This is a genomic window from Streptomyces sp. NRRL S-87, from assembly GCF_000719335.1.
GTDB lineage: Bacteria > Actinomycetota > Actinomycetes > Streptomycetales > Streptomycetaceae > Streptomyces.
This window is the reverse complement of sequence record NZ_JOGB01000096.1, coordinates 1-16,271: the sequence shown is the minus strand read 5'-3', so window position 1 is coordinate 16,271 and position 16,271 is coordinate 1. Positions and strand designations below refer to the sequence as shown.

Sequence of the window (16,271 nt, the reverse complement as noted above, 5' to 3'; positions counted from 1 at the left end):
GGTGTTCGAGGGCACCGGGGCCCGTCGGGTCGAGCTGCCCACGTACGCCTTCCAGTCGCAGCGGTACTGGCCGGAGGCGGCTCCCGTGGCGGTGGCGGCACCGGCGGAGAGCGCGGTGGACGCCCGCTTCTGGGACGCCGTCGAACGCGAGGACCTCGCCGCCCTCACGGCCGAGCTGGACGTCGACGGCGACCAGCCCCTGACCTCCCTGCTGCCCGCGCTGTCCTCGTGGCGGCGCCGGAGCCGTGAGGAGTCGGTGGTCGACGGCTGGCGCTACCGCGTCGTCTGGAAGCCGCTCGCGGACCCCACCGCCCCGCGCCTCTCCGGGACCTGGCTGGTCGTCGTGCCGGAGGTCGTGCCGGGTCCCGCCGCGGACGCGGTGGCCGCCGTGCTCCGTACGCTCGCCGAGCGGGGCGCCCAGGTGCGTACCGTGACCGTCCCGGTGGCCGCCGCCGACCGCGCGACGCTGACCGCCGCGCTCGAGGCGGCGGCCGGGGAACCCGCCGAATCCGGCGTCCTCTCCCTCCTCGCCCTCGGTGAAGGTGCTGAGGGCGGGGACGCGTTGCGCGCCCACGCCGGACTGCTCGGCACCGCCGCGCTCGTCCAGGCACTCGGCGACGCCGACGTCGCCGCCCTGCCCCCGCAGACCGACGCCCGGACCCTCGACCGGCTCGTGGCGGTGCTGCGTCGCCCGCTGGCTCGCGGCGAACGGCGCCGAGCACCTGCTGCTCGCCGGCCGCCGCGGCCCCGACGCCCCCGGCGCCGCCGCACTGCGGGAGGAACTGACCGCGCTCGGCGCGCACGTCACCCTCGCGGCCTGCGACACGTCCGACCGGGACGCCGTCGCCGCGCTCCTCGCGTCGATCCCCGACGCGCAACCGCTGACCGCCGTGTTCCACACCGCCGGCGTCCTGGACGACGGGGTCATCGACGGGCTCACCCCCGAGCGGTTCGCCACCGTCCTCGCTCCCAAGGCGGACGCGGCACTCGTCCTGCACGAGCTGACCCGCGGCCTCGACCTGACGGCCTTCGTCCTCTTCTCCGGCGTCGCCGGCACCCTCGGCGACGCCGGCCAGGCGAACTACGCGGCCGCCAACTCCTACCTCGATGCCCTCGCCGAGCAGCGGCATGCCGACGGCCTCCCCGCCACCTCCGTGGCCTGGGGCCGCTGGGGCGGGAGCGGGCTGGCCGCGGGCGGCGCCATCGGCGAACGCCTCGAGCGCGGCGGCGTCCCCGCCATGGCCCCAGCCGCGGCGATCCGCGCCCTCGGGCAGACCCTGGACCACGCCGAGCCGGCCGTCGCCGTCGCCGACATCCGGTGGGAGCTCTTCGCGCCCGCCCACACGGCCCTGCGGCCCAGCCCGTTCCTCGCCGACCTGCCCGAGGTACGCCGACTGGCGCAGACCGCCGCCGGGGCCGCCGGGCACGGCGCCGACGCGCAGGGCGCCCCCGGCGAGGCCCTGCGGCGCAGGCTGGGCGTGATGCCGCAGGCCGAACAGGCCCTGGCCGTCCTGGAACTGGTGCGCACCCACGCGGCGACCGCGCTCGGCCACCCCACCACCGACGAGGTGGGGGCGGGCCGCGCCTTCAAGGAGCTCGGCTTCGACTCCCTGATCGCACTGGAACTCCGCAACCGCCTCAACGCGGCGACCGGACTGAAGCTCCCGGCGACGCTGGTCTTCGACCACCCGACGCCGGCCGCCCTGGCCGAGTTCCTGCGCGCCGAGATCGTCCAGGACGGCTCCGCAGGAGCCGCGCCGGGGATCGCGGAGCTCGAACGGCTCGAATCCGCGCTGTCCGTCCTCGAACCGGACGGCGACACGCGTGCCGACATCGCCTCGCGCCTGCAGGCCCTCCTGGCGAAATGGGGTGAACCGCAGGCCCATTCGAGCGACGGGGCCGTGGCCGAGAAGCTCCAGGAGGCCACGCCCGACGAGCTCTTCGACTTCATCGAGAACGAGCTCGGGATCTAGCACAGCGGACAGCAGGCAGTAGCAGCGCAAGGGTTTGTGACGAACATGGGTGAGGTTCCAATGGCGGGTCAGGCGTCGGATCAGGACAAGATCCTCGGCTACTTGAAGCGGGTGACGGCCGATCTGCACCAGACGCGGCAGCGGCTGCGCGAGGTGGAGGCCCAGGAACCGGAGCCCATCGCCATCGTCGGCATGGCCTGCCGGTTCCCCGGCGGCATCGAGTCGCCGGAGGCCCTGTGGGACCTCGTCGCGGGCGGTCGGGACGCCATCACGGACTTCCCGACCGACCGCGGCTGGGACATCGAGTCCCTGTACGACGCCGATCCCGGGCGGAGCGGCACCTCGTACACCCGCGAGGGCGGGTTCCTCGACCGGGTGGGCGAGTTCGACGCCGGCTTCTTCGGGATCAGCCCGCGCGAAACCCTCGGCATGGACCCGCAGCAGCGCCTGCTCCTGGAGACCTCCTGGGAGACCTTCGAGCGCGCCGGGATCGACCCGGCCGCACTGCGCGGCAGCAGGGCCGGCGTGTTCATCGGCACCAACGGCCAGGACTACCCCGACCTGCTGCGCGACGGGGTCCCCCAGGGGGTCGAGCAGTACCTCCTCACCGGCAACGCCGCCAGCGTCGTCTCCGGCCGCCTCTCCTACACCTTCGGCCTGGAGGGGCCGGCCGTCACCGTCGACACCGCCTGCTCCGCCTCCCTCGTCGCCCTGCACCTCGCGGTGCAGGCGCTGCGGGGCGGCGAGTGCTCCCTGGCCCTGGCCGGCGGCGTCACCGTGATGTCCAGCCCGCGCGCCTTCGTGCAGTTCAGCAGGCAGCGCGGGCTCGCCCCGGACGGCCGGTGCAAGCCGTTCGCCGAGGGCGCCGACGGCACCGGCTGGGGCGAGGGCGTCGGCATGCTCCTCGTCGAGCGGCTCTCCGACGCCCGCCGCAACGGCCACCCGGTGCTCGCCCTGGTCCGCGGCAGCGCCATCAACCAGGACGGCGCCTCCAACGGCCTCACCGCCCCCAACGGGCCCTCCCAGCAGCGCGTCATCCGCCAGGCCCTCACCAACGCCGGGCTCACCCCGGCCCAGGTCGACGCCGTCGAGGCGCACGGCACCGGCACCACCCTCGGCGACCCCATCGAGGCCCAGGCCCTGCTGGCCACCTACGGCCAGAACCGTGCCGAGGGCCGGCCGCTGTGGCTCGGCTCCGTCAAGTCCAACATCGGCCACACGCAGGCCGCCGCCGGCGTCGCGGGCATCATCAAGATGGTCCTCGCGATGCAGCACGGCGTCCTGCCCGAGTCCCTGCACATCGACCGGCCGTCCACCGCCGTCGACTGGACCACCGGCGACGTCGAGCTCCTCACCCGGACCGTGCCGTGGCCCGAGACCGGGCAGCCGCGCCGTGCCGGCATCTCCTCCTTCGGCGTCAGCGGCACCAACGCCCACACCGTCATCGAGCAGGCCCCGCCCGCCGACGCCCCGCCCGGAGCGGCGGAGGCGACCCGGGCCCCGGCACAGGCCGCTCCGGAGCCGGGCGCCACCGGCCCGGTCCCGCTGCCCGTCTCCGGCCACGCCGACGCGGGCCTGCACGCCCAGGCCGGCCGCCTCGCCGCCCACCTGCGCGCCCACCCCGCACTCGCCGCGGACCCGGCGGGCCTGACCGACCTCGGCTACTCCCTGGCCACCGGCCGCACCGCGCTCGACCGCCGCGCCGTCCTCTTCGCCGACGACCGCGAACAGCTCCTCGCCGACCTCGACGCGCTCGCCGCCGGCGACCAGCCCGCCACCGCCGTCGTCGGAGCCGTCGGCGAGGGCAACACCGCGTTCCTGTTCACCGGCCAGGGCAGCCAGCGCCCCGGCATGGCCCGCGAACTGTACGCCACCCACCCGGTGTTCGCCGCCGCCCTGGACGCCGTACGCGACGCGCTCGACCCGCACCTCCGCCGCCCCCTGTACGACGTCCTGTTCGCCGCCCAGGGAAGCCCCGAGGCCGCGCTGCTCGACGAGACCGAGCACACCCAGGCCGCCCTCTTCGCGGTCGAGGTGGCCCTGTTCCGGCAGCTCGAACACTGGGGCGTCACCCCCGACTTCCTCATCGGGCACTCCGTCGGCGAACTCGCCGCCGCCCACGTCTCCGGCGTCCTCACCCTGCCCGACGCGGCCGCCCTGGTCGCCGCCCGCGGCCGCCTGATGCAGGACCTGCCCGCCGGCGGCGCCATGTTCGCCGTCGAGGCCGCCGAGGACGAGGTCGTCCCGCTCCTGACCGACCGGGTGTCCGTCGCCGCCGTCAACGGCCCGCGCTCCGTCGTCGTCTCCGGCGACGAGGCCGCGGCCATCGCGGTCGCCGAGACCCTGCGCGCCCGCGGCCGCCGCACCAAGCGGCTCACCGTCAGCCACGCCTTCCACTCGCCCCTGATGGACGACATGCTCGGCGCCTTCCGCGAGGCCGCCGAGGCAGTCTCCTACGCGCCGCCCGTCATCCCCCTCGTCTCCAACCTCACCGGCGCCTCCGTCACCGCCGAGGAGATCTGCACCGCCGACTACTGGGTGCGGCACGTCCGCGGGACCGTCCGCTTCCTCGACGGCGTGCGCGCCCTGGGCGCGCTGGGCGTCACCACGTTCCTCGAGGTGGGCCCCGGCGGCGTCCTCACCGCCCTCGCCCAGGACTGCCTCGCCCCGCAGGACGCCGAGGACGGCGGACACGCGGAGGACGGCGGACACGCGGAGGACGGCGGGCACGCCGAGGCCGACGGGCACGCCGACACCCGCCGGAACGCCCGGAGCGTCCGGGACGGCCTCCGGGACGCCGTGTTCATACCCGCCCTGCGCGCCGACCGCCCCGAGCCGGCCGCGTTCGCCGCCGCCGTCGCCCGGGCCCACGCCCACGGCGTCCCCGTCGACTGGGCCGCCGTCTTCGCCGGCCGCGGCGGCACCCGCGTCGACCTGCCCACGTACGCCTTCCAGCGCCACCTGTACTGGCCCGAGCAGCCCACCGCCTGGACCGGCGACGTCACCGCCGCCGGCATCGGCTCCGCCGACCACCCCCTGCTCGGGGCCGCCATCGCCCTCGCCGACGGCGACGGCTACCTGTTCACCGGCCGCCTCTCCCTGGCCACCCACCCCTGGCTCGCCGACCACGCGGTCATGGACACCGTGCTGCTGCCCGGCACCGCCTTCGTGGAACTCGCCCTCCGCGCCGGCGAGCACACCGGCTGCGAACTCCTCGACGAACTCACCCTCCAGGCCCCTCTGGTCCTGCCCCCGCACGGCGGCGTCCAGGTCCAGCTCTCCGTGGGCGCGCCCGACGCCGACGGCCGGCGCGCGCTGACCCTGCACTCCCGCCCGGAGGACGCCGCCGACGACACCTGGGGCGAAGGCGCCTGGACCCGGCACGCCACCGGCCTCCTCGCCCCCGCGCCCGCCGCGCCGGACCGGGACACCGGCGCCGACCTGGCCGCCTGGCCGCCGCCGGGCGCCACCCCCCTGCCCGTCGAAGGCCTGTACGAGTACCTCGGCTCCACCGGCTTCGCCTACGGGCCCGTCTTCCAGGGCCTGACCGCTGCCTGGCAGCGCGCCGACGAGGTGTTCGCCGAGGTCCGCCTGCCCGAGCGGGCGCACGCCGAGGCCGCCCTGTTCGGCCTCCACCCGGCCCTGCTCGACGCCGCCCTGCACGCCGTCGGCATGGGCTCCCTGCTGGAGGCCACCGAGCACGGCCGGCTGCCGTTCGCCTGGAGCGGCGTGGCCCTGCGCGCCGTCGGCGCCCGCTCCCTGCGCGTCCGCCTGGCCCCCGCCGGCCAGGACACCGTCCGCGTCGACCTCGCCGACGAGGCCGGCGCGCCCGTCGCCTCCGTCGACTCGCTGCTGCTGCGCCCCGTCAGCCCCGACCAGGTACGGGCCGCCCGCACCGCCTTCCACGACGCGCTGTTCCGCGTGGACTGGACCCCGCTGCCCCTCCCGGCCGCCACCACCGTCGCCCCCGGCCAGTGGGCCCTGCTCGGTGCGGCCGCCGCCGGCACCCGCCTGGCCACCGTCCTGCCCACGGCGGCCGCCTACGCCCGCCTCGCCGACCTCGCGGCGGCCGTCGACGCGGGCGGCCCCGTCCCGCAGGCCGTCGTCGTCCCCCTCCCCGCCGCCGGTACCACCTCCGCGACCCCCGTCGACGCCGCGCTGCCCGCGGCCGTGGCCGACGCGCTGCACCACGCCCTGGAACTGGCCCAGTCCTGGCTCGCCGACGACCGCTTCGCCGCGTCCCGGCTGGTGTTCACCACCCACGGCGCCGTCGCCACCACACCCGGCTCCGACGTGTCCGACCTCGTGCACGCCCCGCTGTGGGGCCTGCTGCGGTCGGCCCAGTCCGAGCACCCCGACCGGTTCGTCCTGCTCGACCTCGACGACCGCGAGGAGTCCCTGCGGTCCCTGCCCGCGGCCCTGGCCGCCGGCGAGGCGCAGCTCGCGCTCCGGGACGGCCGCGCCGTCGTGCCGCGGCTCGCCCGGGTCCCCGCCCTGCCCGCCCCCGAGGGCCACGAGGCCCGCCCCCTCGACACCGACGGCACCGCCCTGGTCACCGGCGCCACCGGCACGCTCGGCGGCCTGGTCGCCCGCCACCTGGTCACCGTCCACGGCGTCCGCCGGCTGCTGCTGACCAGCCGCCGCGGCGAGGCCGCCGCCGGCGCCCCCGAACTCCTCGCCGAGCTGCGCGCGCTGGGCGCCGAGGTCACCCTCGCCGCCTGCGACGCCGCCGACCGCGAGGCGCTCGCCGCGCTGCTGGCCGCCGTACCGGCGGAGCACCCCCTGACCGCCGTCGTGCACACCGCCGGCGTCCTCGACGACGGCATCCTCGAATCCCTCACCCCCGCACGTGTCGACAGCGTCCTGCCCGCCAAGGTCGGCGCGGCCGTGAACCTGCACGAGCTCACCCGCGGCCTCGACCTCGCCGCGTTCGTCCTGTTCTCCGCCGCGGCCGGCACCCTCGGCGCCGCCGGCCAGGCCAACTACGCCGCCGCCAACACCTTCCTCGACGCCCTCGCCCAGCGCCGCCGCGCCGAGGGCCTGCCCGCCACCGCCCTTGCCTGGGGCCTGTGGGCCGAACGCAGCGGCATGACCGGCGACCTCGCCGCCGCCGACCTGGAGCGGATCTCCCGCGCCGGCGTGGCCGCCCTGTCCTCCGCCGAGGGCCTCGCGCTCATGGACACCGCCCGCGGGACCGGCGGGGCCACCGCCGTCCCCATGCACCTCGACCTGGCCGCGCTGCGCCAGGCCGACGCGAGCGCCGTCCCGCCGCTGCTGCGCGGCCTGGTCCGGCCCGCCGCGCGCCGCGCCGCCGCCCAGGCCGCCCCGGCCGACGGCCTCGCCGAGCGGCTGCTGCCGCTGACCGCCGCCGAACGCGACCGGCTGCTGCTGGCCACCGTCCGCGTCCAGGTCGCCGCCGTCCTCGGCTTCCCCGGCCCCGACGCCGTCGACCCCGGCCGCGCCTTCAAGGAGCTCGGCTTCGACTCGCTGACCGCCGTCGAACTGCGCAACCGCCTCGGCTCGGCCACCGGCGTCCGGCTGCCGGCCACCCTCGTCTTCGACTACCCCACCCCGAACGCGCTCGCCGCGTTCCTGCGCACCGAACTCCTCGGCGACCTGGGCACCCCCGTGGCGGGCGGCACGGCCGCGCCCGCGCGGGCCGTCGCCGACGAGCCGATCGCCATCGTCGCCATGGCCTGCCGCTACCCCGGCGGGGTCACCACCCCCGAGGACCTGTGGCGGCTCGTCGCCGGCTCCGCCGACGCGATCTCCCCGTTCCCCACCGACCGCGGCTGGAACCTCGACGCGCTCTACGACTCCGACCCCGGCCGCGCCGGCACCTCGTACACCCGCGAGGGCGGCTTCCTGCACGACGCGGCCGACTTCGACCCGGACGTGTTCGGCATCAACCCGCGCGAGGCCCTCGCCATGGACCCGCACCAGCGGCTCCTGCTGGAGACCTCCTGGGAGGCGTTCGAACGCGCCGGCATCGACCCGGCGTCGATGCGCGGCAGCCGCACCGGCGTCTTCGCCGGCGTCATGTACCACGACTACCTCAGCCGGCTCCCCGCCGTCCCCGAGGGCCTGGAGGGCTACCTGGGCACCGGCACCGCCGGCAGCGTCGCCTCCGGCCGCGTCGCGTACACCTTCGGCCTCGAAGGCCCGGCCGTCACCATCGACACCGCCTGCTCCTCGTCCCTGGTCGCCCTGCACCTGGCCGCGCAGGCCCTGCGCAGCGGCGAGTGCGACATGGCGCTCGCCGGCGGCGTCACCGTCATGTCCACCCCGGACACGTTCATCGACTTCAGCCGCCAGCGCGGCCTGTCCACCGACGGCCGCTGCAAGTCCTTCTCCGCCGACGCCGACGGCACCGGCTGGGCCGAGGGCGCCGGCATGATCCTCGTCGAGCGGCTCTCCGACGCCCGCCGCAACGGGCACCCCGTCCTCGCCGTGGTCCGCGGCACGGCCGTCAACCAGGACGGCGCCTCCAACGGCCTCACCGCCCCCAACGGGCCCTCCCAGCAGCGCGTCATCCGCGAGGCACTGGCCCACGCCGGACTGGCCCCGGCCGAGGTCGACGCAGTCGAGGCGCACGGCACCGGCACCACCCTCGGCGACCCCATCGAGGCCCAGGCCCTGCTCGCCACCTACGGCCAGGACCGGCCCGCGGACCGCCCGCTGCGGCTGGGCTCGATCAAGTCCAACATCGGCCACACCCAGGCCGCCGCCGGCGCCGCGGGCATCATCAAGATGGTCGAGGCGATGCGCCACGGCGTCCTGCCCGCCTCCCTGCACATCGGCGAGCCCTCCCCGCACATCGACTGGACCGCCGGCGCGGTGACCCTCCTCACCGAGCCCGCCCCGTGGCCCGAGACGGGCCGCCCGCGGCGCGCGGGCGTCTCCTCCTTCGGCGTCAGCGGCACCAACGCGCACGTCATCATCGAGCAGCCGCCCGCCGACGCCGAGCAGCTGCGGGCCGACGCCGACCTGCCGTCGGCCGACACCGAGCAGCCGCCCGCCGCCGGGGCCCCCGCCACCGGCACGCCCGAGGAGCACGCCCCCGCCGCGGACGCCGCCCGGGAGCCGGCCACGGCTCCCGCCGGCACCCCGCTGCCGTTCGTCCTCGCCGGCCGCACCCCGGACGCCCTGCGCGCCCAGGCCGCCCGGCTCGCCGCCCACCTCGCCGAGCGGCCCGGCACGGCCCCCGCCGACGTGGCGTACTCCCTGGCGACCGGCCGCACCGCCCTGGACCGCCGCGCGGCCGTCGTCGCCGCCGACCACGCGGAACTGCTCACCGGGCTCGGCGCGCTCGCCGAGGGCCGCGACCACGCCCGGCTCGTCCGCCACGACGCCGGCGACGGCCGGCTCGCCGTCCTCTTCACCGGCCAGGGCAGCCAGCGCCCCGGCATGGGCCGCGAACTGTACGCCGTCCACCCGGTGTTCGCCGCCGCCCTCGACGAGGTGTGCGCCGCCCTGGACCCGCACCTCGAACGGCCCCTCAAGGACGTCATGTTCGCCCTGGACGGCGACGACGACGGAGACGACGCAGGCGACGCCCACGGCACCCCGCTCGACCGGACCGGCTACACCCAGCCCGCCCTCTTCGCCCTGGAGACCGCGCTCTACCGCCTCGTCGAGTCCTGGGGCGTGCGCCCCGACTTCGTCGCCGGCCACTCCATCGGCGAGATCACCGCGGCCCACGTCGCCGGCGTCCTCAGCCTGCCCGACGCGGCCGTCCTGGTCGCCGCCCGCGGCCGGCTGATGGAAGCGCTGCCCGCGGACGGCGCGATGATCGCGATCGACGCCACCGAGGACGAGGTCCGGCCCCTGCTCGCCGGCCGCGAGGACCGGATCGGCATCGCCGCCGTCAACTCCGCCTCCTCCGTGGTCGTCTCCGGCGACGAGGACCTCGCACGGGAGATCGCGGACGGGTTCGCCGCCCGCGGCCGCCGGACCCGGCGGCTCACCGTCAGCCACGCCTTCCACTCGCCGCTGATGGACGGCATGCTCGACGCCTTCCGCGAGGTCGCCGCCACCCTCACCTACCACGCGCCGGCCGTCCCCGTCGTCACGCACCTCACCGGCGCGGTCGCCGGTGACGAACTGCGCACCCCCGAGCACTGGGTGGCGCACGTCCGCGAAGGCGTCCGTTTCCTCGACGGCATCCGCACCCTGGACGCCGAACGTGTCACCACCTACCTCGAACTGGGCCCGCAGGGCGTCCTGTCGGGCCTGGGCCGCGACTGCCTGACCGACCCCGACGGCGCCCCCGACGGCGCCCCCGACGCCGTGTTCGTCCCGGCCCTACGCCGCGACCGCGGCGAGGCCGAGGCGCTGGCCGCCGCGATCGCCGCCCTCCACACCCGGGCCGTCCCGGTCGACTGGAGCGCGTACTTCGCCCCGGCCGGCGCCCGCCGCACCGACCTGCCCACCTACGCCTTCCAACACCGCCGCTTCTGGCTGGAGGCCCCCGCCGGCTTCGTCGGGGACGTCGAGTCCGCCGGTCTGGGCGCCGCCCACCACCCCCTCCTCGGCGCCGCGGTGCCCCTCGCCGACGGCGAGGGCCTCCTCCTCACCGGCCGGCTCTCCTTGGACACCCACCCCTGGCTGGCCGACCACGCCGTCATGGACACCGTCCTGCTGCCCGGCACCGCCTTCGTCGAGATCGCCGTCCGCGCGGGCGACCAGGCCGGCTGCGACGTGCTGGAGGAACTCACGCTCGAAACCCCGCTGGTCCTCACCCCGCACGCCGCGGTCCGCCTCCAGGTCGTGGTCGGCGCCCCCGACCGGGACGGCCGCCGCACCCTGGACCTGTACTCCGGCGACCCGGACGCCGCCGACGACGAGCCCTGGACCCGCCACGCCACCGGCATCCTGGCCACCGGCGCCCCGCAGCCCGGCTTCGACCTCACGGCCTGGCCGCCGGCCGGTGCCGAGGCCGTCACCCTCGACGGCCTCTACGAGCACCTGGGCCACGGCGGCTTCGCCTACGGCCCCGTCTTCCAGGGCCTGCGGGCCGCCTGGACCCTCGACGGGGACGTCTACGCGGAGGTGGCGCTGCCCGAGGACCGGCAGGCCGACGCCGCCCGGTTCGGTCTGCACCCGGCGCTCCTCGACGCGGCCCTGCACGCCGTCTTCGTCCGGCCGTCCCCCGAGGGGGACCGCCCGGCCGGGCTGCCGTTCTCCTGGCGGGGCGTGTCCCTGCACGCCGTCGGCGCCACCGCCCTGCGCGTCCGGCTCACCACCGGTACCGACGACGCCCTCTCCCTCCAGGTCGCCGACACCGCCGGAGCGCCCGTCGCGGCCGTCGAACGCCTCATGGTGCGCCCCGTCTCCGCCGACGCGCTGGCCGGCGCCACGCGCACCGCGTTCCACGAGTCCCTGTTCCGCGTCGACTGGGCCACCATGCCCCTGCCGGCCGGCACCCCCGACGCCCGGCCCGGTGACACCTGGGCCGTCCTCGGCGCCGGTACCGGCCTGCCCGGGCGCGCCCACGCCGACCTGCCGGCGCTGGCCGCCGCGCTCGACGCGGGCGCCCCGGCCCCCGCGTACGTCCTCGCCCCCTGCCCGGCCGCGGACGGCCGCGGCCCCGAGGACGCGCTCACCCCGGACGCCGTGCGCGCCGCCGCACACCACGCCCTGGCCCTCGTCCAGGGCTGGCTCGCCGACGACCGGTTCGCCGACTCGCACCTGGTCCTCCTCACCCGCGGCGCCGTCGCGACGCACGGCGACCGGGACCTCGCCGACCCCGTCCACGCCCCCGTCTGGGGACTGGTCCGCACCGCCCAGGCGGAGAACCCCGACCGGTTCGTCCTCGCCGACCTCGACACCCCCGGCACCGACGAGACCCTGCCCGGCCTGCTCGCCGCCGCCCTCGCCACCGGCGAGCCGCAGTTCGCGGTCCGCCGCGGCACCGTCCACGCCCCCCGCCTCGCCCGGGTCCCGGCCGCCGGCGCGCTGACCCCGCCCGCCGACGGCTCCGCCTGGCGCATGGACATCGAGGACAAGGGCACCCTCGACCACCTCACCCTGGTCCCCAGCCCCGAGTCCGAGGCCCCGCTGGAGCCCGGCCAGGTCCGCGTCGCCGTGCGCGCCGCCGGCCTCAACTTCCGCGACGTCCTCAACGCCCTCGGCATGTACCCCGGCGATCCCGGCCTCATGGGCTCCGAGGGCGCCGGCACCGTCCTGGAGACCGGACCGGGCGTCACCGACCTCGTCCCCGGCGACCGCGTCATGGGCATGCTGCCCGGCGCCTTCGGTCCGCTGGCCGTCGTCGACCGCCGCATGATCGCCCCGATGCCGGAGGGCTGGACCTTCGCCGAGGCCGCCGCCGTCCCGATCGTCTTCATGACGGCGTACTACGCCCTGCACGACCTGGCCGGCCTGCAGCCCGGCGAGAGGCTGCTGGTGCACGCCGCGGCCGGCGGCGTCGGCTCGGCCGCCGTCCAGCTCGCCCGCCACTGGGGCGCCGAGGTCTACGCCACGGCCAGTCCCGGCAAGTGGGACACGCTGCGCGGACTCGGCCTGACCGACGACCGGATCGCCTCCTCCCGCACCCTCGACTTCGAGGACTCCTTCCGCACCGCCACCGGCGGCCGGGGCGTCGACGTCGTCCTCGACTCCCTGGCCCGCGAGTTCGTCGACGCCTCCCTGCGGCTGCTGCCGCACGGCGGACGCTTCGTCGAGATGGGCAAGACCGACGTCCGCGACCCGCAGGACGTCGCCGCCGCCCACCCCGGCGTCCGCTACCGGGCCTTCGACCTGACCGAGGCCGGCCTGGACCGCATCCAGGAGATGCTCACCGCCCTCCTCGGCCTCTTCGACTCCGGTGCCCTGCGCCCGATCCCGGTCTCCTCCTGGGACCTGCGCCAGGCCCCCGAGGCCTTCCGCTACCTCAGCCAGGCCCGCCACACCGGCAAGATCGTCCTCACCGTGCCCGCCGACTGGGACCCCGAGGGCACCGTCCTCGTCACCGGCGGCACCGGCACCCTCGGCGCCCTCGTCGCCCGGCACGCCGTCACCGTCCGCGGCGCCCGCCGCCTGGTCCTCACCAGCCGCCGCGGCGAGGCCGCCGCCGGCGCCGCCGAACTCGCCGCGGACCTGCGCGCGCTGGGCGCCGACGTCACCGTCGCCGCCTGCGACGCCGCCGACCGCGACGCGCTCGCCGCCCTCCTGGCCGGCATCCCGGCCGCGCACCCGCTGACCGCCGTCATCCACACCGCCGGCGTCCTCGACGACGGCATCACCACCGCCCTCACCCCCGAGCGCCTCGACCGCGTCCTGCGGCCCAAGGCGGACGCCGCACTGCACCTGCACGAGCTGACCCGCGACCTCGACCTCGCCGACTTCGTCCTCTTCTCCTCCGCCGCCGGCACCTTCGGCGGCGCCGGCCAGGCCAACTACGCCGCCGCGAACGTCTTCCTCGACGCCCTCGCCCGCCACCGCCAGGCCCAGGGCCTGGCCGGCACCTCCCTCGCGTGGGGCCTGTGGGCCGACGCCAGCGGCATGACCGGCGAACTGGACACCGCCGACAAGGACCGCATGACGCGCTCCGGCGTCCTCGGCCTCACCTCCGAGGAGGGCCTGGCCCTCCTCGACACCGCGCACCGCACCGGCGACGCCCACCTCGTCCCCATGCAGCTGGACCTCGCACCCCTGCGCCAGGCCGACCCCGGCACGGTGCCCGCCCTGCTGCGCGGACTCGTCCGCACCCCGGCCCGCCGGGCCGTCGAGGCCACCGCCGGCGGCACCGGAACCCCGCTGGTGGAGCAGCTCGTACGGCTCCCCGGCAACGAGCAGGACGCCCTGCTGCTGGACCTCGTACGCGACCAGGTGGCGGCCGTCCTCGGCCACGCCACCCCGGACGCCGTCGAACCCGGCCGCGCCTTCAAGGACCTCGGCTTCGACTCGCTGACCGCGGTCGAGTTCCGCAACCGGCTCGGCGCGGCCGCCGGCGTCCGCCTGCCCGCCACCCTCGTCTTCGACTACCCCACGCCCACGGCCCTCGCCGGCTTCCTCAAGGACGAGCTCCTCGGCTCCGAGGCCGCCGCTGCCGCCGCGCTCCCGCGGCACCCGGCCGGCGCCGCCGAGGCCGACGACCCCATCGCCATCGTCGCCATGAGCTGCCGGTTCCCCGGCGGCGTCCGCAGCCCCGAGGACCTGTGGGAACTGCTCGCAGAGGGCCGCGACGGCATCGCCCACCTCCCCGCGGAACGCGGCTGGGACACCGAAGCGCTGTACGACCCCGACCCCGACAACCCGGGCACCTCCTACGCCCGGGAAGGCGGCTTCGTCTACGACGCCCACCACTTCGACCCCGCGTTCTTCGGCATCAACCCGCGCGAGGCCCTCGCCATGGACCCCCAGCAGCGCCTGCTGCTGGAGACGTCCTGGGAGGCGTTCGAGCGGGCCGGCATCGACCCCACGGGACTGCGCGGCCGGCAGGTCGGCGTGTTCGTCGGCCAGATGCACAACGACTACGTGTCCCGGCTGAACACCGTCCCCGAGGGCGTCGAGGGCTACCTCGGCACCGGCGGCTCCAGCAGCATCGCCTCCGGCCGCGTCTCGTACACCTTCGGCTTCGAGGGCCCGGCCGTCACCGTCGACACCGCCTGCTCCTCGTCCCTGGTCGCCCTGCACCTCGCCGCCCAGGCCCTGCGCTCCGGCGAGTGCTCCCTCGCCCTCGCGGGCGGCGTCACGATCATCACCACCCCCGACGTCTTCACCGAGTTCAGCCGCCAGCGCGGCCTGGCCGCCGACGGCCGCTGCAAGCCCTTCGCGGCCGCCGCCGACGGCACCGCCTGGGGCGAGGGTGTCGGCATGCTCCTCGTCGAGCGGCTCTCCGACGCCCGCCGCAACGGCCACCAGGTCCTCGCGGTCGTCCGCGGCACGGCCGTCAACCAGGACGGCGCCTCCAACGGCCTCACCGCCCCCAACGGGCCCGCCCAGCAGCGCGTCATCCGCCAGGCCCTCGCCCACGCCGGCCTCACCGCCGCCGACGTCGACGCGGTCGAGGCGCACGGCACCGGCACCCGCCTCGGCGACCCCATCGAGGCCCAGGCCCTGCTGGCCACCTACGGCCAGGACCGGCCCGCGGACCGCCCGCTGTGGCTGGGCTCGATCAAGTCCAACTTCGGCCACACGCAGGCCGCCGCCGGCGTCGCCGGCATCATCAAGATGGTCCAGGCGATGCGCCACGGCGTCCTGCCGAAGACCCTGCACGTCGACGAGCCCTCCCCGCACGTCGACTGGTCCGCGGGCGCGGTCAGCCTGCTCACCGAGCGGCGGGCCTGGCCGCAGACCGGCCGCCCGCGGCGCGCCGGCATCTCCTCCTTCGGCATGAGCGGCACCAACGCCCACGCCATCGTCGAACTCCCTGACACCGCGCCGGCCGTCGCACCGGCCGCGGCCCCGACCGCCCCGGCGCAGGCCCCGGCGGCGACCGCCCCGGCCCAGGTACCCGCCGCGACCGCCCCGGCGACCGTCCCGTGGCACCTGACCGCCCGCACCTCCGAGGCCCTGCGCGCCCAGGCCGGACGGCTCCTCGCCCACCTGGACGCGTACCCCGCGGCCGAGCCCGCCGACATCGGCCTCACGCTGGCCACCGGCCGGGCCGTCTTCGAGCAGCGGGCCACCGTGGTGGCGGCGGACCGCGAAGGCTTCCGCACGGCGCTGTCCGCCCTCGCCGAGGGCCGCCCCTCGGCCGGACTGGTCCGCGGCGCGCCCGCGACCGGCGGCAAGCTCGCGTTCCTGTTCACGGGCCAGGGCAGCCAGCGGCTCGGCATGGGACGGGAGCTGTACGACGCCTTCCCGGTGTTCGCGGCCGCGCTGGACGGCGTGAGCGACCGCCTGGACCTAGAACTCCCGCTGAAGGACGTCCTGTTCGGGTCGGACGGCGACGTGCTGGACCGGACGGAGTACGCGCAGCCGGCCCTGTTCGCGGTCGAGGTGGCGCTGTTCCGCCTGCTGGAGTCGTACGGGGTGCGGCCGGACTTCGTGTCCGGTCACTCGATCGGCGAGATCGCCGCCGCGCACGTGGCCGGGGTGCTGTCCCTGGACGACGCGTGTGCGCTGGTGGCGGCCCGCGGGCGGCTGATGCAGGCGCTCCCGGCCGGCGGCGTGATGATCGCGGTCCAGGCCTCCGAGGCGGAGGTCGTGCCACTGCTCACCGAGGACGTGGACATCGCCGCGGTCAACGGCCCGCAGGCGGTGGTCGTCTCCGGCGACGAGGCCGCCGCGGTCGCGATCGCCGATGCCTTCGAGGCGCAGGGCCGCAAGACCAAGCGCCTGACGGTCAGC

General features: G+C 76.9%; 2 protein-coding genes and 1 pseudogene. All 3 read left to right on the top strand.

Annotated elements, in window-relative coordinates; genetic code table 11:
* Position 1: 1 nt before the first annotated feature.
* Positions 2-190, top strand: a pseudogene (locus IF43_RS43805) (hypothetical protein); the annotation flags it as partial.
* 346 nt (positions 191-536) lie between these two features.
* Entirely contained in the window at positions 537-1,973 is a 1,437-nt protein-coding gene (locus IF43_RS37290) for a beta-ketoacyl reductase (RefSeq protein ID WP_030210311.1), read from the top strand.
* A gap of 45 nt (positions 1,974-2,018) precedes the next feature.
* Positions 2,019-16,271: SDR family NAD(P)-dependent oxidoreductase (locus IF43_RS40150; RefSeq protein WP_369405195.1), on the top strand; the 14,253-nt coding region annotated here is incomplete at its 3' end.